This window comes from Rhizobium sp. ERR 942 (genome assembly GCF_007828395.1).
Classification (GTDB): Bacteria; Pseudomonadota; Alphaproteobacteria; order Rhizobiales; family Rhizobiaceae; genus Rhizobium; species Rhizobium dioscoreae.
Window position 1 is genome coordinate 1,303,147 of record NZ_VIUA01000001.1, and the last position, 25,338, is coordinate 1,328,484.

A 25,338-nucleotide genomic window follows, 5' to 3' on the forward strand; every position below is an offset into this window, starting at 1 on the left:
CCAAGCGGGGTGAAAAGTCCCTTTTGGCCGACTACATAGAGGGCAGACATAAGTCTGCCGCAACGTTGACAAGCTGCCGGACCTTGGATCCGGCGAGATTGGAGAACGAAATGCCTGCAGTCCAGGAAACGGTCGATCAGGTCCGCCAGATCGACGTGGACCAGTATAAGTATGGTTTCGAGACCACCATCGAAGTGGAAAAGGCTCCCAAGGGTCTTTCCGAAGATATCATCCGCTTCATCTCCGCCAAGAAGCAGGAGCCGGATTGGATGCTGGAATGGCGCCTCGAGGCCTATCGCCGCTGGTTGACGCTTGAAGAGCCCACATGGGCCCGCGTCGATTATCCGAAGATCGACTTCAACGACATTCATTATTATGCCGCCCCGAAGAAATTCGCCGGTCCGAAGTCGCTCGATGATGTCGACCCGGAACTGTTGAAGACCTATGAGAAGCTCGGCATTCCGCTGCGCGAGCAGGAGATTCTTGCCGGCGTCGAGAAGTCGAAGATTGCCGTTGACGCGGTGTTCGATTCCGTCTCGGTCGTCACCACCTTCAAGGAAGAGCTGAAGAAGGCCGGCGTGATCTTCATGTCGATTTCGGAAGCTATCCGAGAGCATCCGGATCTGGTGCGCAAGTACCTTGGCTCCGTCGTGCCGACCTCGGACAACTTCTATGCGACGCTGAATTCCGCGGTCTTTACTGACGGCTCGTTCGTCTTCGTGCCGAAGGGCGTTCGTTGCCCGATGGAACTGTCGACCTACTTCCGCATCAACGAGAAGAACACCGGCCAGTTCGAGCGCACGCTGATCATCGCCGAGGAGGGAGCCTATGTCTCCTATCTCGAAGGCTGCACGGCGCCGCAGCGCGACGAAAACCAGCTGCACGCCGCCGTCGTCGAACTGGTTGCGCTCGATGACGCTGAAATCAAATATTCGACGGTGCAGAACTGGTATCCGGGCGACAAGCACGGCAAGGGCGGCATCTACAACTTCGTCACCAAGCGTGGCGATTGCCGCGGCCACCGCTCCAAGATCTCCTGGACGCAGGTCGAGACCGGCTCTGCAATCACCTGGAAATATCCGTCCTGCATCCTGCGCGGCGACGACAGCCGTGGCGAGTTCTATTCGATCGCGGTTTCGAACGGCCATCAGCAGGTCGACAGCGGCACCAAGATGATCCATCTCGGCAAGAACACGTCGAGCCGCATCATCTCGAAGGGTATTGCCGCCGGCGTCTCGCAGAACACCTATCGCGGCCAGGTCTCGGCGCATCGCCGCGCGACCAATGCCCGCAACTTCACGCAGTGCGACTCGCTGCTGATCGGCGACAAGTGCGGCGCGCACACTGTGCCCTACATCGAGGCGAAGAACTCGTCCGCGCAGTTCGAGCATGAAGCCACAACCTCGAAGATTTCCGAAGATCAGCTGTTCTACTGCCTGCAGCGCGGCATTCCCGAGGAAGCGGCGATCGCACTGATCGTCAACGGCTTCGTCAAGGAAGTGCTGCAGGAACTGCCGATGGAATTTGCCGTCGAAGCGCAGAAGCTGATCGGCATTTCGCTTGAGGGCAGCGTCGGCTGATGTCTACGAACCAGAATTAGCTTTGGCGCGCTGCGCGCGCCGCACCTTCATTCCTGCGATAGGATACTCAAATGCTTGAAATCAAGAACCTGCACGCCCGTATCGCCGAAGACGGCACCGAGATCATCCGTGGCCTGAACCTGACCGTGAAGGCCGGTGAAGTTGCCGCCATCATGGGCCCGAACGGCTCCGGCAAGTCGACGCTCTCCTATATCCTCGCCGGTCGCGAGGACTATGAAGTCACCGAGGGTGACATCCTTTATAACGGCGAGAGCATTCTGGAACTCGACGCCGCCGAGCGTGCCGCCAAGGGCATCTTCCTGGCGTTTCAGTATCCGGTCGAAATCCCCGGCGTTGCCACCATGCAGTTCCTCAAGGTTGCCCTGAACGAACAGCGCAAGGCACGCGGCGAAGACGAGCTGACGACGCCGGATTTCCTGCGCCGCGTCAAGGATGCTGCCGCCAAGCTGCAGATCAACATGGACATGCTGAAGCGGCCGCTGAACGTCGGCTTTTCCGGGGGTGAAAAGAAGCGCGCCGAAATCCTGCAAATGGCGCTCTTGGAGCCGCAGCTTTGCGTGCTCGACGAAACCGATTCCGGCCTCGACATCGACGCACTGAAGATCGTCGCCGACGGCGTCAATGCACTGCGCTCTCCCGACCGCGCCGTGATCGTCATCACCCACTACCAGCGCCTGCTCGACTATATCGTTCCGGACACCGTTCACGTCCTCTACAAGGGCCAGGTGATCAAGTCCGGCGACAAGACGCTGGCGCATGAGCTGGAAGCCAACGGCTACGCCGACATCATCGGAGCTGCAGCCTGATCGAGGCGGAAAGGACACGTCGATGAACATTCAGACGACGAATCGCCTCACCGCCGCGGAGACGGCGCTGATCGAGGCGTATAACGACCAGATGGGCGATCTGCCTGGCGATGGCGAAGTTTTCGCCGTTCGCGATCGCCTTCTGGACGAGCTGAAGACCGCCGGTCTGCCGACGCGCCGGATCGAGGCATGGCACTATACCGATTTCAAGAACCTGCTGCGCCTGGTTCCGAGCGATATCGGCAAGGGCCTCGTCGAGGCGCTGCCGCCGACGGTCGAAGGATCGCCTGTCATTGCCGTCCTTCAGGGCAAGGCAAGCGAGAAGGCATCGGTCAAGAACCTGACCGTTGCGCGCTACGCCGATAGCCTGATCAACGGCACGGCTGCTGCCGGTCTCGAAGCGCTCGGCAGGGATGACGCCATCGGGCGTATCAATGCGAGCTTCGTGCGCGATGGCTATGTCATCGATTTCCCCGATGGCGCAGAACTCGATGCGCCGCTCGAAGTGCAGTTCATCCATGCTGGCGGCCAGATCCACAGCCGTCTGCCGGTTACTTTCGGTGCCGACGTCAAGGCGACCTTTATCGAGCGTCATCAGGCGGTCGAAGGCGCTGCCGCGCTGGTTTCTTCGGTCAGCGAAGTCAGGATCGGCAAGGGATCTGAGATCACCTGGATCATCCTGCAGGAGCAGGGTAGCGAAGACACCCATCTCGGCCAGCTTCGCATCGAGCTCGGAGAAGATGCCAAGCTGAAGCTGTTTGTCATCAACGCTGGCGGCAAGCTGGTGCGTCAGGAGCTGTATATCAAGGTCGTGGGCGAGGGCGCCGATCTGACGCTGCGCGGCATCAACCTGCTCGGCGGCGATACGCATACCGATGTGACGATGGTGCTTGGCCATGACGTTCCGAACACAGGTTCCACGGAAGTTATCCGTAATGTGGTGTTCGACCGCGCCCGCGGCGTCTTCCAGGGCATGATCCGGGTCGCACCGGATGCGCAGAAGACCGACGCCAAGATGGCCTGCAACACGCTGCTGATGTCCGACGATGCCGAGTTCTCGGTAAAGCCGGAGCTTGAAATCTTCGCCGATGACGTACAGTGCGGCCATGGTGCCACTGTCGCCGATATCGACGGCAACCATCTCTATTACCTGATGGCGCGCGGCATCCCGGAGAAGAAGGCACGGGCCATGCTGGTCAACGCCTTCGTGGCCGAGATCGTCGAGGAACTGGAAGACGAAGCCCTGGTCGAGGCGCTGGAAGGCGTCATCTCCGGCTGGCTGGAAAAGCACGCCTGATTGGAGGCAAAGCTCGTGGACAAGATCGTGCCGGCAACGGCCTATGACGTCGAAGCCATTCGCCGGGATTTTCCCATCCTGGCGAAGACGGTGCATGGCAAGCCGCTGGTCTATCTCGACAACGGCGCTTCCGCGCAGAAGCCGCAGGTCGTCATCGATGCCATCTCGCACGCCTATTCCAGCGAATATGCGAATGTGCATCGCGGCCTGCACTTCCTGTCCAATGCCGCCACGGAAGCCTATGAAGCGGCTCGCGAAAAGGTGCGCCGCTTCCTGAATGCGCCATCGGTCGACGACATCGTCTTCACCAAGAACTCGACGGAGGCGATCAACACGGTCGCTTACGGCTGGGGCATGCCCAAGATCGGTGAGGGCGACGAGATCGTCGTTTCCATCATGGAGCATCACTCCAATATTGTCCCCTGGCATTTCATTCGCGAGCGCCAGGGCGCCAAACTCGTTTGGGTGCCTGTCGATGACGAGGGCGCATTCCATATCGAGGATTTCGAAAAGAGCCTGACGGAGCGCACCAAGCTCGTGGCTATCACCCACATGTCGAATGCGCTTGGAACCGTCGTTCCGGTGAAGGAAGTGTGCCGCATCGCGCATGAGCGCGGTATTCCGGTCCTGATCGACGGCTCGCAGGGTGCCGTGCATATGCCTGTCGACGTGCAGGATATCGATTGCGACTGGTATGTCATGACCGGCCACAAGCTCTATGGCCCTTCGGGCATCGGCGTTCTCTACGGCAAGAAGGAACGGCTTGCCGAGATGCGGCCGTTCCAGGGCGGCGGCGAGATGATTTTCGATGTCACCGAGGAAAACGTCACCTACAACGATCCGCCGCATCGTTTCGAAGCGGGTACGCCGCCGATCGTTCAGGCGATCGGCCTTGGCTATGCGCTCGACTATATGGACAGCATCGGCCGGGAAGCGATTGCGCGCCACGAAGCCGATCTTGCCGCCTATGCGGCGGAAAGGCTGCGCGATATCAATTCGCTGCGTATCATCGGTACGGCGCCGGGCAAGGGCGGCATCTTCTCCTTCGAGCTGGCGGGTATCCATTCCCACGACGTCTCGATGGTGATCGACCGGCAGGGTGTTGCCGTTCGTGCCGGCACGCATTGCGCCCAGCCGCTCTTGAAACGCTTCGGCGTCACCTCCACATGCCGTGCATCGTTCGGCATGTACAATACCCGCGCCGAGGTGGACGCCTTGGCCGATGCACTGGAATATGCACGGAAATTCTTTGCCTGAGGAGGCAAGCGATGTCACTCGACGAAAGCGAACAGAAGATCGACGCGCGCGAAGGGATCGTGCATTCCAGCATCCCCGCAGATGAGCTGGCGCGCCTCAGCGACGATATTATTTCTGCGCTGAAAACGGTCTATGATCCGGAAATTCCCGCCGATATCTTCGAGCTGGGTCTGGTCTACAAGATCGACATCGAAGACGATCGCATGGTGAAGATCGTCATGACGCTGACAGCGCCAGGTTGCCCGGTTGCCGGTGAAATGCCGGGCTGGGTGGAAAATGCCGTCGGCGCCGTTGAGGGCGTTTCTGGCGTCGACGTCTCGATGACGTTCGATCCCCCTTGGACGCCGGATCGCATGTCCGAAGAAGCGCAGGTTGCCGTGGGCTGGTATTGAAGCTTTAAGCCGCCGGCTTTACATTAAAACTCGAAGCACCGGATCTTGACCCCGGATGTGGAAGGAGAATGAGCCCATGGGCTTTGCAGTCATGAGCATGACGGATGCGGCAGCAGCTCGCGTCAAGGCGATCGTCGAGAATTCCGGCCCTGATGCCAAGGGCGTTCGCGTCGGCATCAAAAAGGGCGGCTGCGCCGGCATGGAATATACCATCGACCTAGTAACCGAGCCGAACGCGAAGGACGATCTGATCGAGCGCGATGGCGCCAAGGTCTGGGTCGAGCCGTCGGCCGTGCTTTATCTGCTCGGTACGGAAATGGGCTTCGAGACGACAACATTGCGCTCAGGCTTCATTTTCACCAATCCGAACCAGACGTCGGCTTGCGGCTGCGGCGAGTCCGTCGAATTGAAGCCCGCCGATCTCGCTGCCCTTGCGGCGCAGCGACAGGCCGCGCAACCCGCTTAAAGCGCATCTCACCACATTTCGCCTCGCTGCGTTTCATGCTTTGATCGACGGAGGCCGAGGGTTTTTCCGTTGCCCCTTGGCTGACCGGCTGAGCCCGATAAAGTCGACATGGCGCGCGAGGGGGAACATATGGTGGCTGCGGCATGGGTTTACACATTGATCCCGGCAGGCGCTGCGATCGCGGGCGCCACGGTTGCCGTGAATACGCGGCCAGGCCCCAATCTTGTCAGCGCTATCCAGCACTTTGCCGCCGGCGTGGTGTTTGCGGCCGCCGCCGGCGAAATTCTGCCTGATGTCATGCATCGCGGCTATCCCTTTGCAACAGTCATTGGCGGCGCGATTGGTGTCGGCGTAATGCTGCTGGTCAAGCAGTTGGAAAACTGGGCCAAAGGACCGGTTGGCCTGCTGGCCGCCATCGGCATCGACATCCTGATCGATGGCCTCGTGCTTGGCATTGGGTTTGCCGCCGGCCCGAAAGTTGGCTTGCTGCTGACGATTGCCCTGACGATCGAGGTACTATTTCTTGGCTTGACGGTTGCGAACGAGCTTGGCGAGAGCGTCCGCTCCCGCGCGAGGATCGTCGCGGTCACGGCGGCGCTTGCACTCCTTCTGCCAATCGGCGCTTTGCTGGGGACGCCAATCGCTTTGTTGCCCAACCCAATCCTGACCGGATTCTTTGCGTTCGGTTTGATCGCACTTCTCTATCTCGTCACCGAAGAGCTTTTGGTCGAAGCTCACGAAACACCTGACCGTCCTTGGGTCACGGCCATGTTCTTTGCGGGCTTTCTGGTGCTGCTTCTGCTCGAAGAAGCGATCGGCTAGCGACGCTCGGCCTAGAATTGGCAATCTTTGGTAAGCGCCGGAACCGGCGTCAACTTGAGGCCGAGTGCCCTGACAACCTTCAGGATCGTCGCGAATTCCGGATTTCCGTCTCCGCTCAGCGCGCGGTAGAGGGCCGAGCGGTTCATGCCGACATCCTTGGCCAGCTTGCTCATGTTGCGCGTGCGGGCGACTTCGCCCAAAGCCTTGGCGATCGAAGCAGGATCGTCCGTGGCGAATGCGGCGGCGATGTAGTTGTCGGGATTGTCCACGTCGAATCGTTCCGGCATAAATCTGAATTCCAGGGCCCCACTGTGGCGTCATCAAAAACGCCGCGCATCCTTTCGGACACGCGGCGTTTTCATAGACAAGTTTCACGATAGATTTATGTCTGTTTCCAGCGAAGCGACTGAACTGCTTCGCTTTTTTGCAAAAAATCCTATTCTGCGGCCTCGGCGTAGGATTCCAGCGGCGGGCAGGTGCAGATCAGGTTGCGGTCGCCATAGACGTTGTCGATGCGATTGACCGGAGACCAGTATTTGTCCACGCGGAAGGCACCGGGCGGGAAGCAGGCCTGTTCGCGGGAATAGGGTCGATCCCATTCGCCGACGAGATCCTCCACCGTGTGCGGTGCGTTCTTCAACGGATTGTTGGTCTTGTCCATCCGGCCGTTTTCGATGGCGCGGGCTTCCTCGCGGATGGCCAACATCGCCTCGCAGAATCGGTCGAGCTCTGCCTTCGTTTCCGATTCGGTCGGCTCGATCATCAGCGTGCCGGCAACCGGCCAGCTCATGGTGGGCGCATGGAAGCCGCAATCGATCAGACGCTTGGCGACATCATCGACCGTCACGCCGGCGCTTGCGGCCAGCGGGCGGGTGTCGATGATGCATTCGTGTGCCACGCGTCCGGCCTTGGACTTGTAGAGCACGTCATAGGCACCCTTGAGGCGGGCAGCGATGTAGTTGGCGTTGAGGATCGCCACCTTGGTCGCCTGGGTCAGGCCTTCGCCGCCCATCATCAGGCAATAGCTCCAGGAGATCGGCAGGATCGAGGCCGAACCGAAGGCTGCTGCCGAAACCGCACCGCTGCGGCCATCTGTTTCCGGATGGCCGGGCAGGTGAGGCGCCAGATGCGCCTTTACGCCGATCGGGCCCATGCCGGGACCGCCGCCGCCATGCGGGATGCAGAAGGTTTTGTGCAGGTTCAAGTGGCTGACATCGGAGCCGATATCGCCGGGACGCGAGAGGCCGACCATGGCGTTCATATTGGCGCCATCGAGATAGACCTGACCGCCATGCTTGTGCACGAGATCGCAGATCTCCTTCACCGTCTCCTCGAACACGCCATGCGTCGAAGGGTAGGTGATCATGCAGCAGGAGAGATTGTCGGCATATTGCTCGGTCTTGGCGCGGAAATCGGCCATGTCGATATCGCCATCGTCGCTGACCTTGACAACCACGACCTTCATGCCCGCCATCTGCGCCGAGGCGGGGTTGGTGCCGTGGGCGGAGGTCGGGATGAGGCAGATGTCGCGATGACCCTGACCATTGGCAATGTGGTAGTTGCGGATGGTCAGTAGGCCGGCGTATTCGCCCTGCGCGCCGGAATTCGGCTGCATGGAGAAGGCGTCGTAGCCGGTGACGGCGCAGAGCTTGTCCGTCAGGTCGTCGATCATCTCGCGGTAGCCGAGTGCCTGATCGGCCGGGACGAACGGATGGATATCCGAAAATTCCGGCCAGGTGATCGGCAGCATTTCCGCAGTCGCGTTCAGCTTCATGGTGCAGGAGCCGAGCGGAATCATCGAACGGTCGAGCGCCAGGTCGCGGTCGGAGAGACGGCGGATGTAGCGCGTCATCTCGCTTTCGGCGCGGTTCATGTGGAAGATCGGATGCGTGAGATATTCGCTGGTGCGCAGCAGGCTCTTCGGCAGGCGATAGGACGGCTCGAAATCGGCGATGCGGAAATCACCGCCGAATGCGCGCCAGACGGCTTCGACCGTGGCCGGGCGCGTACGCTCGTCCAGGCTGATGCCAATCTTGGTTTCACCGACCTTGCGCAGGTTGACGCCCTCGGCGACGGCTGCGCGCAGGATGAGGCCTTGCATGTGGCCGACTTCGACAGTGATCGTATCGAAGAAGGTCTCCGGCTCGACTGAGTAGCCTAGCTTTTCCAGCCCCTTGGCCATCAGCACGGCCTTCTGGTGGACCTGTTGTGCAATCGCTTTCAGGCCCTGCGGACCGTGGAAGACCGCATACATGGAGGCCATGACGGCGAGCAGCACCTGCGCGGTGCAGATGTTCGACGTCGCTTTTTCGCGGCGAATGTGCTGTTCGCGGGTCTGCAGCGACAGGCGATAGGCGCGATTGCCGCGCGCATCGATGGAAACGCCGACGAGACGGCCCGGCATAGAGCGCTTGTAATCGTCCTTCACGGCCATAAATGCGGCGTGCGGCCCGCCATAGCCGACGGGAACGCCGAAGCGCTGCGAAGAGCCGATGGCGATATCTGCGCCCATTTCACCCGGGGATTTCAGCAGGGTCAATGCCAGAAGATCGGTCGCCATGATAGCGATAGCGCCGGTCTGATGCAGGCGAGCAATCAGGCCGGAGAAATCGTTGATGTGGCCGTGCGTGCCCGGATACTGGAAAATCGCGCCGAAAACATCGACCGGATCGAGGTCGGTGAAGGGATTGCCGACGATAACGGTCCAGCCGAGTGGCTCGGCGCGCGTCCTGATCAGCGCCATGGTCTGGGGATGGCATTCGGCATCGACGAAGAAGGCTTTTGCCTTCGATTTTGCGACGCGTTCCGCCATCGCCATGCCTTCGGCCGCGGCCGTCGCTTCATCGAGCAGCGAGGCGTTGGCGACATCAAGACCGGTGAGATCGCTGATCATCGTCTGGTAGTTCAGCAGCGCCTCAAGGCGGCCCTGGCTAATCTCGGGCTGATAGGGCGTGTAGGCCGTGTACCATGCAGGGTTTTCCAGAATGTTGCGCTGGATGACCGGTGGCGTGATCGTGCCGTAATAGCCCTGACCGATAAGCGAGACGAGAACCTTGTTCTTGTTGGCGGTCTCGCGCAGCCTGTCGAGCGCCTCGCGCTCCGTCATGGCCGCACCCCAGGCGAGCGGCGCCTTCTGGCGGATGGTCGGTGGCAGCGTCGCGTCGATCAGGCCGTCGAGGCTCTTATAGCCGATCACCTTGAGCATATCGGCCATCTCAGAGGGAGACGGGCCGATATGGCGGCGATTGGCGAAATCGTATGGCTGGTAATCGGTGAAGGTGAACTCAGTCGGCGTCGTCATTATCCGATCAGCTCCTTGTAACCGGATTCATCAAGAAGACCATCGAGATCGCCGACGTTCTTCAGCTTCAGCTTGAAGAACCAGCCAGCGCCCATCGGGTCGGAATTGACGAGGGCCGGATCGGCGGTGATGGCTTCGTTGATTTCGGTGATTTCTCCGTCGAGCGGACAATAGACTTCGGAAGCCGCCTTGACGGATTCGACGGTTGCCGCGTCCGCGCCCTTGGAGAAGCTGGCGCCTACCTCGGGCAACTCAACGAAAACGAGATCGCCGAGCTGCTCGGCGGCATGGGCCGTAATGCCCACGATTGCGACATCGCCCTCGACCTTCAGCCACTCATGTTCTTCGGTGAATTTCAGCATGGATAATCCTCTCTGGAAAAGACGTTCAACGTTTGTAGGTAGGTTTGATGAAAGGCAGCGTGCTGACGGCAACAGGCAGATATTTGCCGCGAACCTCAGCATAGACGGTGGTGCCGGGGCCGGTGAATTCGGTCGGCACATAACCCATGGCAACCGGGGATTCGACACTCGGACCAAAACCACCCGAGGTGACTTCGCCGATCTCCGTCTTGCCTTCGGCGTCGGCGTAGAGCTTGGCGTGACCACGCACCGGCGCCTTGCCCTCCGGCTTCAGGCCGACGCGGCGGCGCGAGGTGCCGTGATCGAGTTCACCGAGAATGCGGGATGCTCCCGGAAAGCCGCCGGTGCGGGCGCCGCCGGTCTTGCGGGCCTTCTGGATAGCCCATTCGAGTGCGCCTTCAACCGGCGTTGTCGTCTGGTCGATATCGTTGCCGTAGAGGCAGAGGCCCGCCTCGAGACGCAGGGAGTCACGCGCGCCGAGGCCGATCGGCTGGACGTCCGGATGCTCCAGCAGCCGCTTGGCGATATCCTCGGCCTTGTCGACCGGGACCGAAATTTCGAAACCGTCTTCGCCGCTATAGCCGGAGCGCGATACGAGGCAGGAGACATCGTGGAGGCGACAATGGCGCACATCCATGAATTTCATATGGGCGATGTCGGCCCAGAGCTCGGCAAGCACGTCGACCGCGCGCGGTCCCTGCAGAGCAATGAGGGCGCGATCGAGTAATGTAACTTCGCAGCTATCGCCGATATGATCTTGAAGATGCTTGAAATCTTGCTCTTTGCAGGCAGCGTTGACGACGACGAAAAGATAGTCGTCCATATGGGTGATCATCAGATCATCGAGGATGCCGCCCTTGTCGTCGGTGAAGAAACCATAGCGCTGGCGATTTTCAGCAAGGCCGAGAATATCGACCGGCACCAGGCTTTCCAATGCCAATGCCGCATCCTCATATTTGCCGGAACGGGCGCGGATCGTCACCTGACCCATATGCGACACATCGAACAGGCCAGCGGAGGATCGAGTCCAAAGATGTTCCTTCAGCACGCCGGGCGCATATTGTACGGGCATATCGTAGCCTGCAAATGGCACCATGCGGGCACCGAGGGACACATGCAGGGCATGAAGTGGGGTGGTCTTGAGGGCAGCGGTCTCGTCCAAATGACGCCTCCGGGTTTTGCGCTCGTTTAGAAGCGCAGAGCTCACACTTTCGGCGCGGTAGCGCCTGACGATGAGCCCCCTCTGTCTGTTTGCCTGAGATTGTTATCCCTTCGGCGAACGCTTGCGCGCTTCTCTCCAGAGTTCCGTCTGCCCCTTGCTGGTCCTTTGGCCTGAGAGTTTCCGGGGCGGTTGCTCCTTCGGCACCGGCTTGCGCCGGATTCTCCCAACAGGGTTGAAAGCCATTATCCGGTCCCGGACAGAGATGGCAAGGGGCAAATGTCGCCGCTGAACAAATTTTTGTCGCGCCGATCAATCCTGCGTTTCGCAATGATTACGGGCCTTTGCAACAGGGATGGGAGAGGCTATCCCTTTTTATCGATTGAGGAGCCGGGCAGGAGACAGAGATGAATCGCAACCACGCCGCCGCATTGCTGATTTCGATTGGCACATTTTCGCTTCCCCTCGGTGGAGCGATGGCCGAGGATAGCGGCGCGATGAAATCCATGGCCGGGATGCACATGGATGCAGGTGCAGCGCCTTCCGGCTCGGCGACTGCCAAGCTTGGCGATCTCGATATCAGTGGCGGTTATGTTCGCGCCATGCTTCCCGGCCAGCCGGTCGGTGGCGGCTATATTACCATCCACAATACCGGCAAGACCGACGACAAGCTCACCTCCGTGACCTCTTCATCCGCCGGCAAGGTGGAGCTTCACGAGATGAAGATGGAAGGCGAGATCATGAAGATGCGCGAGGTGAAAGGCGGCATCGCCATTCCCGCCGGCGCGACCGTGACGCTCGCGCCGAATACGATGCACATGATGTTCAAGCAGGTGAAGACGCCTTTCAAGCAGGGTGGCACGGTGCCTGTGATGCTAATGTTCGACAAAGCAGGCATGGTCGACATCAATCTGCCGGTCGTCTCGGCCAAGGGAAGCTGAGCCAGAAAATTATCCTGCCATATAATTCCGGTTTCCACTTTTCCTCGAAATGCTCTAAAGCCACGTCAAAAGGCCGGAAATCTCCGGCTGCGGGGCAGATCGTCCCGTTGTTTGAATTTGCATGATCCCGCCGAACGCGGTTTGGCAATGTCCGGAACATGCTGCGTATTTGAAAGAAGAAGAATGGCCGGGATTGAGCATATTAAGGTCGAGCCTGACGAGGCCGGCATGCGCCTCGACCGCTGGTTCAAGGTGCATTTTCCAGGGCTCGGATTCGGGCAATTGCAGAAACTGATGCGCTCGGGCCAGGTGCGTGTCGATGGCGGTCGCGTCAAGACCGATGCCCGCGTGCAGCCGGGGCAAATGGTGCGGGTGCCGCCACTCGACGTCGACGCCAAGGCCACCAAGAGCGGACCGATCGCCGGCAAGGAATTGAAGCATTCCGGCGACGCCGAGCTTTTGGCGCGTATGCTGCTGCATGAAGACGACAAGGTCTATGTGCTGAACAAGCCGGCGGGCCTGGCCGTGCAGGGCGGCTCCGGCGTCAGCCGCCACATCGACAAGATGCTGGAGGCGTGGACGAACCAGAAGGGCGAAAAACCGCGCCTGGTGCACCGCCTCGATCGCGATACCTCAGGCGTTCTCGTCATCGCCCGCACGCGCGGCGCGGCGCAGAAGCTGACGGCAGCCTTCCGCGAACGCGATACCAAGAAGACCTATTGGTCGCTGGTCAAGGGTGTGCCGCGCAAGCATGAGGACAAGATCTCCACCTGGCTGGTGAAGGAAGCGACGCCGGATGGCGATCGCATGCGCATCGCCAAGCACGGAGAGGAAGGCGCCGATCACGCCGTGTCCTACTATCGCGTCGTCGAAACGGCGGCCCAGCGGCTCGCTTGGCTTGAAATGGAACCCTACACCGGGCGTACTCACCAGCTGCGCGTCCATGCGCTGCATATCGGCCATCCGATCATCGGCGATCCGAAATATTTCGAGGACGATCCGAACTGGGATTTTCCGGGCGGTGTCCAGAAGCGCCTGCATCTGCACGCGCGCCACATCGATATCCCGCATCCGAGCGGTGGACGCCTGCGCATCACCGCTCCTCTGCCGCCGCATATGGTGCAGACATGGAATCTCCTCGGTTTCGACGAGGCATCGGCAGGGGAGCCGGACGACGAATGAAGCTGGTACTTTTCGATTGCGACGGCACGCTGGTCGACAGCGCGCGGCTGATCCATGAGGTCATGGCGCGCACCTTCGTGGCCTTCGGCTATAAGCGGCCCGATGTTTCCGCGACGAAATCGATCATCGGCCTGACGCTCGATATCGCCATTGCCCGCCTGCAGGGCAAGCCCCATGTCGACGACGAAGCGATTGCCATGACGGCGCATTATAAGTCGATCTTTCCGGAGGTGCGAGACGAGGCGGACATGCAGACACCGCTTTTCGACGGCATTAAGCCGCTCATTGAGACGCTTGCCGCCCGCGACGAACTGCTGATCGGCGCGGTGACGGGTAAATCCCGCCGCGGTTTGACCCATATTCTTGAGGTCAACGAGTTCACGCCCTATTTTATTGTCTCGCGCACTGCTGATGATTGCCCGTCGAAGCCGCATCCGGCGATGGTGACGGAGTGCTGCGATGAGACTGGCATGGATCCCCACGACACAATCGTGATCGGCGATGCCATCTACGACATGCAGATGGCGAAGGCGGCAGGTGCGACCGCCATCGGCGTTGCATGGGGCTACGCCTCCGTCGAGGAATTGCTGGCGGCTGGGGCAGATGCCATAGCCCACCATCCGAACGACTTGTTGAGCCATATTCTCTGAGGTGACGCCATGCGCGACCTGTTGAACGATCTTTCCGAAGGTCTCAGCCATCCCGATCCGATCCGCCGTGCGCAGCTCCAGATGAAGAAGCCGTTGCCAAAACGCTTCTACAAGGATGTGACAATCAGCAAGGATGAGAGCGGACACGCCATCGCCCTCGATGGCAAGGTGGTGAAGACGCCGGCGCGGCACTCCCTGGCCCTGCCGACGGAAGCGCTTGCCAGACTGGTGGCTGCCGAATGGGCACGCCAAGTCGACGTGATCGATCCCGCCACCATGCCGGTAACGCGTCTCGTCAACACGGCCATCGACGGCGTTGCGACGGAAAGCCAGGCTGTATTCGACGAAATTGTCCGTTTCTCGGGCAGCGATCTGCTCTGCTATCGCGCCGAGGGGCCGGAACGGCTCGTCGAGCGCCAGTCGGAACGCTGGAACCCGGTGATCGAATGGGCAGCGCGCGATCTAGGCGCCCGCTTTATCCTAGCCGAAGGAGTCATGCATCAGGAACAGCCCGAAGAAGCTATCGCGGCCTTTTCCGCCGCACTCCGCAAGTATGACACGCCGATGGAACTTGCGAGCCTGCACACGATCACGACGCTAACCGGTTCGGCGATCCTGGCGCTGGCCTTTGCGGAAGGTTTCCTGCCGCTGGCCGACGTCTGGTCGCTCGCACATCTCGACGAGGATTGGACGATCGAGCATTGGGGCAGTGACGAAGAGGCCGAACAGCGTCGTGCACAACGTTTTGAAGAGTTTCAGGCCGCAACTGACGTTTTTTCTGCGCTGCGCAGTTGAATATTGTTGATTTCCAGTCCTTTATATCGATCTGCATATCTTGCAAATTCGAAGGTCGGGGCAGGGATCATGTTGTTGTTGAGGACGAGAGCCGTACCGGCGCTCGTGGGATGTCTGGCACTGGCCGCATGTTCGAGCTGGTCCGTCGATCCTCCGCCTCCAACCTATGCCGTGCGCAGCGCAACCGTTATAGCCGATCAAGCTTTGCCACCGGTGTCGCCAGCGCTGGTTGCAGCCGTCAATGATCGCGTCAACGCCGCGATCGCTGCAACAAGCTTCAGCCCGCAATTGCCACAGGTTGCCATCACCGTCCGACTGAGCGACGTCCGCAAAGCGCGCGGCTTCAATCGGGACCGCAGCAGCGCCAAGATCAATATCGATGCCGCGGCGGCCGATGGTGGCTCTGTGGTTGCCATGGCATCGTTCGAGATCAGAACAGTCGCACCTGATCCTGCCACCGCAGATGAGCTGATGGCGGAAGATATCGCCGCGCGGGTTCGTTCCATCTTTTCGCTGAACACGCCACGGCTCGCAAACTGAGCCAACCAGCTTCAAACAAGGCTCGCGCCATGCTAAGCCCGAGCGATGAGGGAGAGAGGGCCGCATGAAGGAAATCCTGCAGGAGCTGGAACGCCGTCGTGAGATCGCGAGGCTTGGCGGTGGGCAGGTGCGCATCGACGCGCAGCATGCCCGCGGCAAGCTGACGGCGCGTGAGCGTATCGATATCTTCCTTGACGAGGGCTCCTTCGAAGAGTTCGACATGTTCGTCGAGCATCGCTCGACCGATTTCGGCATGGACAAGAGCAAGATTGCCGGCGATGGCGTGGTGACCGGCTGGGGCACGGTCAACGGCCGCACCGTCTTCATTTTTGCCAAGGATTTCACAGTCTTCGGTGGGTCTCTTTCAGAAGCACATGCAGAAAAGATCACCAAGGTACAGGATATGGCGCTGAAGAACCGGGCGCCGATCATCGGGATCTATGACGCCGGCGGCGCCCGCATTCAGGAAGGCGTGGCCGCGCTTGGCGGTTATGCCGAGGTATTCCAGCGCAATGTGCTGGCCTCCGGCGTCATCCCGCAAATCTCGATTATCATGGGGCCTTGTGCCGGCGGCGATGTCTATTCTCCGGCCATGACCGATTTCATCTTCATGGTGCGGGACACCTCCTACATGTTCGTCACCGGGCCGGATGTGGTGAAGACCGTCACCAACGAGACGGTGACCTCGGAACAGCTCGGCGGCGCTTCGGTGCACACGACGAAATCCTCGATCGCCGACGCAGCCTACGACAATGATGTCGATACGCTCTTGCAGGTGCGCCGTCTCATCGATTTCCTGCCGCAGTCTAATACCGCTGACGTGCCCGAGATCGAGTGCTATCAGTCGGTAACCGAGCCGGATAACTCGCTCGATACGCTGATTCCGGCCAACGCCAACAAGCCCTACGACATCAAGGAGCTGATCCTGAAGGTAGCGGACGAGGGCGACTTCTTCGAAATCCAGGAGAGCTTCGCCAAGAACATCGTCTGCGGTTTCGGCCGCATTGAGGGTGCCACCGTCGGCTTCGTCGCCAATCAGCCGATGGTGCTTGCCGGCGTTCTCGACAGCGACGCCTCACGCAAGGCGGCGCGCTTCGTGCGCTTCTGCGATTGCTTCAATATCCCGATCGTCACCTTCGTCGACGTGCCGGGCTTTCTGCCGGGTACAGCCCAAGAATATGGCGGGCTGATCAAGCACGGCGCCAAGCTGCTCTTTGCTTATGCCGAAGCGACTGTGCCGAAACTGACGGTCATCACCCGCAAGGCTTTCGGCGGCGCCTATGACGTCATGGCCTCGAAACATCTGCGCGGCGATCTCAACTATGCCTGGCCGACGGCGCAAATCGCCGTCATGGGCGCCAAGGGCGCTGTCGAGATCATCTTCCGCAAGGATATCGCCGATCCTGAGAAGATCGCGGCTCACACCAAGATGTATGAGGACCGCTTTCTGTCGCCCTTCGTTGCCGCAGAGCGCGGCTACATCGACGAAGTGATCATGCCGCGCTCGACGCGGCGCCGGCTGGCGCAGGGGCTTAGAATGTTGCGCAACAAGGACCTGACCAATCCCTGGAAGAAGCACGACAACATCCCGTTGTGAGCATGTGACAACAAGTCACGGATTTGACACGGAAAATTGATTGAGCGTCAGAATCCGTGTTTTCACGTTCGCGCCCGTGCGCTCTATTGCTTCCTCGTGGGGGATTAAAACTGGAGTTTAACATGGCGCTTTCCGATCGGCTGAATCAATATCAGCCCTATGCTCTTACCGTGCTGCGTATCGTCACCGGTGTGTTGTTCATCGAACATGGTCTGCAGAAGCTTGTTGGCTTTCCGGCCGGCGGTCAATTTCCAAGCCCGCTGCCGACCCTGCTTCTGGTTCAGGGCATCATCGAAATCGTTGGCGGATTGGCGACGATCGTCGGCTTCTTTACCCGTCCGGTCGCGTTCATTCTGTGCGGCAACATGGCTGTCGCCTATTTCATGGCGCATTATCCGAAGAATTTCTTCCCGGCCAACAACGGCGGTGACGCAGCGATTCTCTATTGCTTCATCTTCCTGTTCCTGATCTTCGCAGGTCCGGGCCTGCTGGCCATCGACAACAGCAAGAAGTAACCAGCCTTTTCGTCGGGCTCGGCTGATCGTCGGGTCCGGCGAATAAATTCGTCTCTCGCGTGTTCATTCCGTTGTCAGCGAAGCGAGAGCACTTTTGACGGGATCTCCTTCGCATCCCCTATCGAACGGAGATCCTCATGTCATTTTCCGAGCGCTTGTTGCGCTATCAGCCTGCTGCCCTTGCTATTTTGCGAATCGTGACCGCGTTGCTGTTCATCGAGCACGGCACGCAAAAGGTCTTCGGCTTTCCGCCGGCGCCTTACGAGATCACGACGCTGTTCTTCGTGGCTGGGATCATAGAGCTCATAGGCAGTGTCTTGATCCTGCTCGGGCTTTTCACCCGACCGATCGCCTTTCTCCTGAGCGGCGAAATGGCAATCGCCTATTTCATGGTCCACATGCCGATCGATTTCTTTCCGGCCAATAATCAGGGAGACGGAGCGATCCTGTTCTGCTTCATCTTCCTGTTTCTGGTGTTTGCCGGACCGGGAAGCTGGGCGCTGGACAATCGCCAGCGCCGATGACCGCCGCCGTCTCAAGCAGCAAGCTTCAGTCCGGCGATGCCTGCCACGATCAAGCCGATGCAGAATAGCCGAATCAAGGTCGCGGGATCACCGAGCAGCCATATGCCGAGCAGAACCGTGCCGACGGTGCCGATGCCGGTCCAGACCGCATAGGCCGTACCCATCGGCAAGGTTTTTACGGCCAAGCCAAGCAGCACGACGCTGATGACCATGGAGATGACGGTGAGAACTGTCGGCATCGGCCGCGTGAACCCATCGGTATATTTCAGCCCGACGGCCCAGCCAATTTCGAACAAGCCTGCGAGGAAAAGCAGGAACCAAGCCATGTTACGCTCCTTTGTTAAGAGCGAGGCCGTCCCCGGGATGTCTACGACCGGTTTGGTTGCCGGCCGCCGCAGTCGTCTGCGCATTTCCTATATGCATTTGTTGATTGCCTATTTCAAGGTGATGGTACTACCTTTAATTTTCCAATCGTTCTGCATGCCACTTTAGGTGATCGTCCATGAAGGTTGAGATGAAGTAGTAGGAGTGATCGTAACGCTCGTGCAGGCGCAGCGTCAGGCCGATACCGGTTCCCTTGATCGCATCTTCGAACAGCCAGGGGCGCAGTCCGTTTTCGAGGAAGCTGTCGGCCTTGCCTTGATCAATCAGGAATTCGGGGAAGCGGGCGCCGTCTTCGACGAGCGCGCAGGCGTCATAGCGGCGCCATGCAGCCTTGTCCCTTCCCAAATATTTCTCCAACGCGGGTGCGGACCAATCGGCCGTCGACGGCTGCACGATCGGCGCGAAGGCGGAGCAGCTCTTGAAGCGCTCCGGATTCTTCAATGCGATCGTCATGGCGCCGTGGCCGCCCATGGAATGGCCGAAGATGCCCTGGCGGCTCATATCGGCGCGGAATTGCTTCGATATGATCGCAGGCAGTTCCTCGGTGATGTAGCTGTACATCTGATAGTTTTCGGCCCAGGGCGTCTCGGTGGCATCGAGATAGAAGCCGGCGCCTTTGCCCATCTGCCAATTGGTCAATTCGTCCGGCACGTCGTTGCCGCGCGGGCTGGTGTCCGGGCAGACGATGATCAGGCCGAGCTCGGCGGCCATGCGTCGATATTCACCCTTGTCCATGACGTTGGCATGGGTACAGGTGAGACCGGAAAGATACCAGAGGACCGGGCAGGGCTCCTTGATCGCCTGCGGCGGCACGAAAACGGCAAAGGTCATGTCGCATTTGCAGGCGTCCGACTCGTGCGAAAAGACACCCTGCATGCCGCCGAAGGCCGTATTCTGGGAAATGATGTTCAAGACTGGTCTCCAGGCGATGATTGATGTGCTTTGGCACGCCGGCAAAGCCGGTCGAAGGTTTCGAGGAAGGCGGAGCGGTCGCGCGGCGAGAAGGCGGCATTATAGCCCTTGCTTTCGCCGGTTTCGCGAAGATGTGCGCCGAGATCGCGCATGGCCGTTGCCATGCCGATATTGGTCTTGTCGAAGATACGGCCGGTTGGTCCCGTCACGAGTGCTCCGGTCGCAACGCAGCGGCCGGCAAGCGGTACATCCGCAGTGACGACGATATCGCCGGCGCCAGCATGCTCAGCGATCCAATTGTCGGCAGCGTCAAAGGCGTTGGAGACGATGACATTGTGCACCATCGGGTCCCGCGACGGCCGCAATCCCGAATTGGCGACAAAGGTCACCTCCATGCCGTGGCGTTCGGCAACCTTCAGGATCTCCGGCTTGACCGGGCAGGCGTCGGCATCGACATAGATCATGATATCAAATCTTTTCAGCTATATGCGGCGCATTTCTCATGCGCCGCATACGTTCAGTCGAGTGGCTTTCTGCCTCAGTAGAGCACGACGCTGCGGATGCTTTCACCCGAATGCATGAGCTCAAAACCCTTGTTGATGTCGTCGAGCGGCATGGTGTGGGTGATCATCGGATCAATCTGGATCTTGCCCTCCATGTACCAGTCGACGATTTTCGGCACATCGGTGCGGCCACGCGCGCCGCCGAAGGCCGTGCCCATCCAGGTGCGGCCCGTCACCAGCTGGAACGGACGCGTCGAGATCTCCTGGCCGGCGCCGGCAACGCCGATGACAACCGATTTGCCCCAGCCGCGATGGGAAGCTTCCAGCGCCTGGCGCATGACCTTCGTGTTGCCGGTGCAGTCGAAGGTATAGTCGGCGCCGCCGATCTGGTCGGCCCCGCGCTTCGTCATGTTGACGAGGTAGGGCACGATGTCGTCGCCGACCTCCTTCGGATTGACGAAATGCGTCATGCCGAAGCGCTCGCCCCAGGCCTTCTTGTCATTGTTGAGATCGACGCCGATGATCATGTCGGCACCGGCAAGCCGCAAGCCCTGGATGACATTGAGGCCGATGCCGCCGAGACCGAAGACGATTGCCGTTGCACCCATCTCCACCTTGGCGGTGTTGATGACCGCACCGATGCCGGTCGTCACACCGCAGCCGATGTAGCAGATCTTGTCGAAGGGAGCGTCGGGATTGACCTTGGCGACGGCAATCTCCGGCAGCACGGTATAATTGGCGAAGGTCGAGCAGCCCATATAGTGATGGATCTTGTCCTTGCCGATCGAGAAGCGCGAGGTGCCGTCCGGCATCAGGCCCTGGCCCTGGGTCGAGCGGATCGCGGTGCAAAGATTGGTCTTGCGCGAGAGACACGAGGGGCATTCGCGGCATTCGGGCGTATAGAGCGGAATGACGTGATCGCCCTTCTTCACCGAAGTCACCCCCGGACCGACATCGACGACGATGCCGGCACCCTCATGGCCGAGGATTGCCGGGAAGAGGCCTTCCGGATCGGCACCGGACAGGGTGAAATCATCGGTATGGCAGATGCCAGTCGCCTTGACCTCGATCAGCACTTCGCCGGCCTTCGGCCCTTCCAGCTGAACCGTCATCACCTCAAGCGGCTTGCCAGCCGCAACCGCGACCGCTGCTCTTACGTCCATGATCTCATCCCTTCCTGCTATGATTTGGTCCGCGCGACATTGGCATGGGCGCACGGGGCGGCTCAAGCCAAAATCAGACACTTAGCGTCGCAATTATCATGTTTTGGCCGAGCAATCGCCACGCAAGCTTTTCCATATGGCCGCGATGGCGAAGCTTCTCGATCAGGCGAATTCCATGATCACGGCGTCGACGGCGAGGCTTTCGCCCGGCTTGGCGTTGATCTTGCCGATGACCAGATCGCGTTCAGCGCGCAGGACATTTTCCATCTTCATTGCTTCGACGATGGCCAGCGTTTCGCCCGCCTTGACTTCCTGTCCCTCGGCAACGGCAATCGCCACGACCAGGCCCGGCATGGGGCAGAGCAGCAGCTTCGACGTATCCGGGGGCAATTTGACGGGCATCAGCTTGTCGAGCTCGGCCTGGCGCGGTGTGAACACCCTGGCCCGGACGGAAATGCCTTGCCAATCGATGCGCAGAGCATTGAGCACGGTGCGGATCTGGGCCGTCAGCTTGCGGCCGTCGATGGTGCCGACCCATACCGAGTCGCCGGGACGCCAGTCGGTTGCGACAGTTACGGTTTGGGCGCCGATCTGCATGTCCATCTCGAAGGGAATGGTCACCACGCCTTCAAGCAATGTCACAGGCAGATAGTCGGCACCGAGCTTGACGACCCAGCTCTCCCGCAGCGGCGCGGCGGTCGGACGCAGCCGGTCGCCATAGCGTTCACGGCGGTTGGATTCGATGAGGCTGCAGGAAAGGGCGATTGCCGACAGCAAAGCGGTTTGGTCCTCGTCCGGCGTCGCCGGCGCGAAGCCATCGGGATATTCCTCGGCAATGAAGCCCGTGGAGAGGCGGCCTTCGCGCCAACGCGGATGTTTCATCAATGCGGATAGGAACGGCATATTGTGCTCGATGCCATCGACGACAAACCCATCCAGGGCTTCACCCATCGCTTCGATCGCCTCTAGCCGCGTCGGAGCCCAGGTGCAGAGCTTGGCGATCATCGGATCGTAATACATGGAGATTTCGGCGCCTTCGAAGACGCCGGTATCGTTGCGCACGACCGATTTCTCCGTCTTACCCTCGCGCGGCGGACGATAGCGCGTCAGACGGCCAATCGAGGGCAGGAAGTTGCGATAAGGATCTTCCGCATACAAGCGGCTTTCGATCGCCCATCCATCGAGCTTGATATCCGATTGCTTGAACGGCAATTTTTCGCCGGCCGCAACGCGGATCATCTGCTCGACGAGATCGATGCCGGTCACCAGCTCCGTCACCGGATGTTCGACTTGCAGGCGGGTATTCATTTCGAGGAAATAGAAGTTCCTATCGCGATCGACGATGAATTCGACCGTGCCGGCGCTCTGATAATCGACGGCCTTGGCAAGCGCCACGGACTGCTCGCCCATGGCCTTGCGCGTCGCTTCATCCAGGAAAGGTGAGGGCGCTTCTTCGACGACCTTCTGGTTCCGGCGCTGGATGGAGCATTCGCGCTCGCCAAGATAAACGACGTTGCCATGGGCATCGGCCAGCACCTGGATCTCGATGTGCCTGGGATCGACGACGAATTTCTCGATGAAGACGCGGTCGTCGCCGAACGAGCTTTTCGCCTCCGAACGGGCGCGCTCGAAACCATCGCGCACCTCGTCCTTGCTCCAGGCGATGCGCATGCCCTTACCGCCGCCGCCGGCGGACGCCTTGATCATCACGGGATAGCCGATCTCGGCAGCGATCCTTTCTGCGTGATCGGCATCATCAATGATGCCGAGATAGCCCGGAACCGTGGAGACCTTGGCGGCATTGGCGAATTTCTTCGATTCGATCTTGTCGCCCATGGCTTCGATCGCCTTTGGCTTCGGGCCGATGAAGACGATGCCTTCCTTCTCCAGCGCCGCGCAGAAGGAGGCGCGCTCGGAGAGAAAACCGTAGCCTGGATGAACCGCCTCGGCGCCTGTCTGCTTGCAGGCAGCAATGATCTTCTCAGCGACGAGATAGCTTTCGGCTGCGGGAGCTGGGCCGATATGCACGGATTCATCGGCCATTTCGACATGCAGAGCATCCCGATCGGCATCGGAATAGACGGCGACCGTGAGGATGCCCATTCGTCGCGCGGTCTTGATGACGCGGCAGGCGATCTCGCCACGATTGGCGATCAGGATTTTCTTGAACATGCAATCTCCGCCCAAATACCCTATTCAGTCAGTGTTTTAGCCATAAATTGCGCGCCCGGTCCATGCGCAACATGTTTGCGCTTACGTCGTTTTTTCCAATCTCGATTGCATACGCTCCCGCCAGATGATGAAGAGGCCGGAGCCGACGATAATCGCAATGCCGATCCATTTGGAAAGATTGGGGAAATCGCCGAAGATCGCGTAGCCGAGGACGGTGGCGGAGATGATCTCGAAATATTGAAATGGAGCGAGTAGGGACAAGGGCGCCAGCCGGAAGGCTCTGACGACAAGCATATGCGCGTAGCCCGATATCGACCCGAGAATCAGCAGGAGCGCCAGTCCAAGCGTCGAGCCGGGCAGGGACGGCTCAAAATCTGCAATACCGGCTGAGGAGCCGGCAAGCAGAGCCAGGGCCATGAAGACGGTGCCGCCGAGACCCGCCATGATCTGCATCGTCAGCGGCGAATCCGCCTCACCGACGGCGCGGTTCATGAAAAGATACAGCGCATAGAGAAATGCACAGGCGACCGGCAGCAGCGCCTTAAATCCGAAGATCGCAAAACTCGGCTGAATCACGATCATTGCGCCGCCGAAGCCGATAATGATCGCCAGCCATCGCCGCCAGCCGACCTTATCGCCCAGAAACAGGGCAGAAAGCGCCGTCAGCATGAACGGCTCGACGAAATAGATCGCGAAGACATCGGCAAGCGGCATGTATTTGACCGCGGCGAAGAAGAGCAGGCTCGCAGCGCCATGAAGCGCGCCGCGCAGCAGATTCATCCAGGGGCGTTTTGCCGAAAAGGCTGACCGTCCGGTTGCGGTCGCGAGCAGCGGCAGCATGCACACAAGCTGAAAGAAGAAGCGATAGAAGGTCACCTGGCCCGGCGACATGCCTTCGAAGCTCGCCATGTATTTGGCGATCGCATCCATCGTCGGCAACAGGATCATGGCGCTTGCCATGATCGCCATGCCTCTAAGCGGATTTTGCTGTGTGGAAACGGCGGGAGAGATGGACATGCACGAACATCAAACACAGGAAAAGCATGCAATCAAGGCGCGATCAGGAGCGAGCTGCAAGTCTCGCCGACAGCCAGCGAAAAGTGTCAGACTTTTCCAATTGGGACAGATCGCCATGGCGAGATGACGCCCTTAGACCTATCTGGAGCTTTGGAAACAGCTAAAACATGAATGCGCGGCACAAAACTGCCGGCGCAACCAGGAAAGGGATCGCACCGATGTTCAAACCAGAACAAGAGACGACCGTTTTTTCGGATGAAGGCGGTGATACGCTTGGAGGGCGCTTGTCCATGGCGCGCGATGCAGCGGGAATCAGTCTCAAGACGCTCGCTGGGCAGCTTGGCGTCAGCGAGGAGACGATGCTCGCCTGGGAATCCGATCGGGCTGAACCCAATCCCTCCGCTCTGGCGAAAATGTCGGCGCTTTTCGATGTTTCTCCGGCATGGTTGATGACGGGATCTGGTGATGGGCCGGGAGAAGACAGCGACGAGCGCGCGCTGGAAGCTGTCAGGAACGAGCTTTCGCGGCTTCGGACGGCCTATCAGGAGATCGGCCGGCTGATCGAGGCGACGACAAACCAGCTTGAACGCCTCGACCATCAGATCAGGCTACGCAATCTCAGCAAGGATGTGGCGCATTGAGCGTGGCGACCTTTAACATTCATGGCGCTGCGCTGAATTTCTCTTGAGAGGCTCAGCTTTTCATGGAATCCCCGAACCGCTCTATCTTTTTGTTTTCTTTCAATTCGGGACGGAAAAACGCTACGCACTTTTCCTGGAATTGCTCTAACTGAGACGGGCAATCGTATCGTCGAGATTATCGATCGCGAGCTGTTCGCGGGCGATCATGCCGTCGAGATCGATATCCTGGCCAGCCCCTTTGGTATTTGCACCCTGCATCTTCATCGCCAGTAGTTCGTTGCGATGGGCGATCTTTTCGCCTCTGATTTTAATAAGCCTCAAGCGAAAATCATCATTCAT

General features: G+C 59.7%; 27 protein-coding genes and 2 riboswitches. Of the genes, 16 read left to right on the forward strand and 11 right to left on the reverse strand.

Going from position 1 to position 25,338, the window contains the following annotated elements; genetic code table 11:
• The first annotated feature begins 110 nt into the window (after window positions 1-110).
• The 7 genes from sufB (at window position 111) to FBZ97_RS06480 (ending at window position 6,641) form a co-directional block, all read left to right on the forward strand.
• Window positions 111-1,580 carry a Fe-S cluster assembly protein SufB gene (sufB, locus tag FBZ97_RS06450; protein WP_069612982.1) on the forward strand — a complete coding sequence of 490 codons (1,470 nt, stop codon included), beginning with the start codon at window positions 111-113 and terminating at the stop codon, window positions 1,578-1,580.
• A gap of 71 nt (window positions 1,581-1,651) precedes the next feature.
• The gene (gene sufC, locus FBZ97_RS06455) at window positions 1,652-2,407 is read left to right on the forward strand and encodes a Fe-S cluster assembly ATPase SufC (RefSeq protein ID WP_092716448.1); all 756 of its coding nucleotides are present in this window, start codon (window positions 1,652-1,654) and stop codon (window positions 2,405-2,407) included.
• 22 nt (window positions 2,408-2,429) lie between these two features.
• Window positions 2,430-3,704 carry a Fe-S cluster assembly protein SufD gene (sufD, locus tag FBZ97_RS06460; RefSeq protein WP_145317287.1) on the forward strand — a complete coding sequence of 425 codons (1,275 nt, stop codon included), beginning with the start codon at window positions 2,430-2,432 and terminating at the stop codon, window positions 3,702-3,704.
• A 15-nt stretch (window positions 3,705-3,719) separates the two neighbouring features.
• A complete protein-coding gene (locus FBZ97_RS06465) occupies window positions 3,720-4,961 on the forward strand; it encodes a cysteine desulfurase (RefSeq protein WP_145317290.1) in 1,242 nt (413 codons plus the stop codon).
• Between the two features lie 11 nt (window positions 4,962-4,972).
• Entirely contained in the window at window positions 4,973-5,353 is a 381-nt protein-coding gene (locus tag FBZ97_RS06470; protein WP_069612273.1) for an SUF system Fe-S cluster assembly protein, read from the forward strand.
• A gap of 76 nt (window positions 5,354-5,429) precedes the next feature.
• Complete coding sequence (gene sufA, locus FBZ97_RS06475; protein WP_113332554.1) at window positions 5,430-5,819, forward strand: Fe-S cluster assembly scaffold SufA; 390 nt, start codon at window positions 5,430-5,432, stop codon at window positions 5,817-5,819.
• Window positions 5,820-5,948: 129 nt separating this feature from the next.
• Window positions 5,949-6,641, forward strand: coding sequence for a transporter (locus FBZ97_RS06480; protein ID WP_145317293.1), 693 nt, complete (start codon window positions 5,949-5,951; stop codon window positions 6,639-6,641).
• Window positions 6,642-6,652: 11 nt separating this feature from the next.
• Here FBZ97_RS06480 and FBZ97_RS06485 read toward each other — a convergent pair whose 3' ends face one another.
• The 4 genes from FBZ97_RS06485 to gcvT all read right to left on the reverse strand — a co-directional run bounded on the left by FBZ97_RS06485 (window position 6,653) and on the right by gcvT (window position 11,466).
• The gene (locus FBZ97_RS06485) at window positions 6,653-6,928 is read right to left on the reverse strand and encodes an addiction module antidote protein (protein ID WP_145317296.1); all 276 of its coding nucleotides are present in this window, start codon (window positions 6,926-6,928) and stop codon (window positions 6,653-6,655) included.
• Window positions 6,929-7,077: 149 nt separating this feature from the next.
• A complete protein-coding gene (gcvP, locus tag FBZ97_RS06490) occupies window positions 7,078-9,942 on the reverse strand; it encodes an aminomethyl-transferring glycine dehydrogenase (protein ID WP_145317299.1) in 2,865 nt (954 codons plus the stop codon).
• Entirely contained in the window at window positions 9,942-10,304 is a 363-nt protein-coding gene (gene gcvH, locus FBZ97_RS06495; protein WP_112334775.1) for a glycine cleavage system protein GcvH, read from the reverse strand. Before gcvH ends, gcvP begins: the two co-directional genes overlap by 1 nt.
• 25 nt (window positions 10,305-10,329) lie before the next feature.
• Complete coding sequence (gene gcvT / locus FBZ97_RS06500) at window positions 10,330-11,466, reverse strand: glycine cleavage system aminomethyltransferase GcvT (protein WP_145317302.1); 1,137 nt, start codon at window positions 11,464-11,466, stop codon at window positions 10,330-10,332.
• Window positions 11,467-11,537: 71 nt separating this feature from the next.
• Window positions 11,538-11,615, reverse strand: a riboswitch (glycine riboswitch).
• 3 nt (window positions 11,616-11,618) lie between these two features.
• Window positions 11,619-11,702: riboswitch (glycine riboswitch) on the reverse strand.
• 168 nt (window positions 11,703-11,870) lie between these two features.
• Between gcvT and FBZ97_RS06505 the strand changes: the two genes are divergently transcribed.
• The 8 genes from FBZ97_RS06505 to FBZ97_RS06540 all read left to right on the forward strand — a co-directional run bounded on the left by FBZ97_RS06505 (window position 11,871) and on the right by FBZ97_RS06540 (window position 18,207).
• On the forward strand, window positions 11,871-12,404 hold the full coding sequence (locus tag FBZ97_RS06505) for a copper chaperone PCu(A)C (RefSeq protein WP_145317305.1): 534 nt from the start codon (window positions 11,871-11,873) through the stop codon (window positions 12,402-12,404).
• 183 nt (window positions 12,405-12,587) lie between these two features.
• Window positions 12,588-13,586 (forward strand): RluA family pseudouridine synthase, encoded by a 999-nt coding sequence (locus FBZ97_RS06510; RefSeq protein WP_113332548.1) that lies wholly within the window; start codon window positions 12,588-12,590, stop codon window positions 13,584-13,586.
• Window positions 13,583-14,236, forward strand: coding sequence for an HAD-IA family hydrolase (locus FBZ97_RS06515; protein ID WP_095434971.1), 654 nt, complete (start codon window positions 13,583-13,585; stop codon window positions 14,234-14,236). Before FBZ97_RS06510 ends, FBZ97_RS06515 begins: the two co-directional genes overlap by 4 nt.
• 9 nt (window positions 14,237-14,245) lie before the next feature.
• On the forward strand, window positions 14,246-15,031 hold the full coding sequence (locus tag FBZ97_RS06520; protein WP_145650988.1) for an ATP12 family chaperone protein: 786 nt from the start codon (window positions 14,246-14,248) through the stop codon (window positions 15,029-15,031).
• A 69-nt stretch (window positions 15,032-15,100) separates the two neighbouring features.
• Window positions 15,101-15,571, forward strand: coding sequence for a hypothetical protein (locus FBZ97_RS06525; protein ID WP_113332545.1), 471 nt, complete (start codon window positions 15,101-15,103; stop codon window positions 15,569-15,571).
• A gap of 64 nt (window positions 15,572-15,635) precedes the next feature.
• A complete protein-coding gene (locus FBZ97_RS06530) occupies window positions 15,636-17,168 on the forward strand; it encodes an acyl-CoA carboxylase subunit beta (RefSeq protein WP_145317312.1) in 1,533 nt (510 codons plus the stop codon).
• Window positions 17,169-17,290: 122 nt separating this feature from the next.
• Window positions 17,291-17,683 (forward strand): DoxX family protein, encoded by a 393-nt coding sequence (locus FBZ97_RS06535; RefSeq protein WP_069612260.1) that lies wholly within the window; start codon window positions 17,291-17,293, stop codon window positions 17,681-17,683.
• 137 nt (window positions 17,684-17,820) lie between these two features.
• A complete protein-coding gene (locus FBZ97_RS06540) occupies window positions 17,821-18,207 on the forward strand; it encodes a DoxX family protein (protein WP_145317315.1) in 387 nt (128 codons plus the stop codon).
• Between the two features lie 11 nt (window positions 18,208-18,218).
• Here the strand turns inward: FBZ97_RS06540 and sugE are convergent, their stop codons facing one another.
• From sugE to FBZ97_RS06570, 6 genes are all read right to left on the reverse strand, one after another.
• Window positions 18,219-18,533, reverse strand: coding sequence for a quaternary ammonium compound efflux SMR transporter SugE (sugE, locus tag FBZ97_RS06545; RefSeq protein ID WP_113355592.1), 315 nt, complete (start codon window positions 18,531-18,533; stop codon window positions 18,219-18,221).
• 133 nt (window positions 18,534-18,666) lie between these two features.
• The gene (gene fghA, locus FBZ97_RS06550; protein WP_145317318.1) at window positions 18,667-19,503 is read right to left on the reverse strand and encodes an S-formylglutathione hydrolase; all 837 of its coding nucleotides are present in this window, start codon (window positions 19,501-19,503) and stop codon (window positions 18,667-18,669) included.
• The gene (locus FBZ97_RS06555; protein ID WP_145317321.1) at window positions 19,500-19,967 is read right to left on the reverse strand and encodes a YaiI/YqxD family protein; all 468 of its coding nucleotides are present in this window, start codon (window positions 19,965-19,967) and stop codon (window positions 19,500-19,502) included. Before FBZ97_RS06555 ends, fghA begins: the two co-directional genes overlap by 4 nt.
• Before the next feature lie 74 nt (window positions 19,968-20,041).
• A complete protein-coding gene (locus FBZ97_RS06560; protein WP_145317324.1) occupies window positions 20,042-21,169 on the reverse strand; it encodes an S-(hydroxymethyl)glutathione dehydrogenase/class III alcohol dehydrogenase in 1,128 nt (375 codons plus the stop codon).
• A 162-nt stretch (window positions 21,170-21,331) separates the two neighbouring features.
• Window positions 21,332-23,341 carry an acetyl/propionyl/methylcrotonyl-CoA carboxylase subunit alpha gene (locus FBZ97_RS06565; RefSeq protein ID WP_145317327.1) on the reverse strand — a complete coding sequence of 670 codons (2,010 nt, stop codon included), beginning with the start codon at window positions 23,339-23,341 and terminating at the stop codon, window positions 21,332-21,334.
• An 81-nt stretch (window positions 23,342-23,422) separates the two neighbouring features.
• Window positions 23,423-24,358: a DMT family transporter gene (locus tag FBZ97_RS06570; protein ID WP_145317330.1), complete on the reverse strand. Its 936-nt coding sequence runs from the start codon at window positions 24,356-24,358 to the stop codon at window positions 23,423-23,425.
• Window positions 24,359-24,576: 218 nt separating this feature from the next.
• On the opposite strand from FBZ97_RS06570, the gene FBZ97_RS06575 reads away from it, so the two are divergent.
• Entirely contained in the window at window positions 24,577-24,999 is a 423-nt protein-coding gene (locus FBZ97_RS06575; protein ID WP_113333832.1) for a helix-turn-helix transcriptional regulator, read from the forward strand.
• Window positions 25,000-25,143: 144 nt separating this feature from the next.
• On the opposite strand, the gene FBZ97_RS06580 is transcribed toward FBZ97_RS06575, so the two are convergent.
• Window positions 25,144-25,338 (reverse strand): hypothetical protein, encoded by a 195-nt coding sequence (locus FBZ97_RS06580; protein ID WP_145317332.1) that lies wholly within the window; start codon window positions 25,336-25,338, stop codon window positions 25,144-25,146.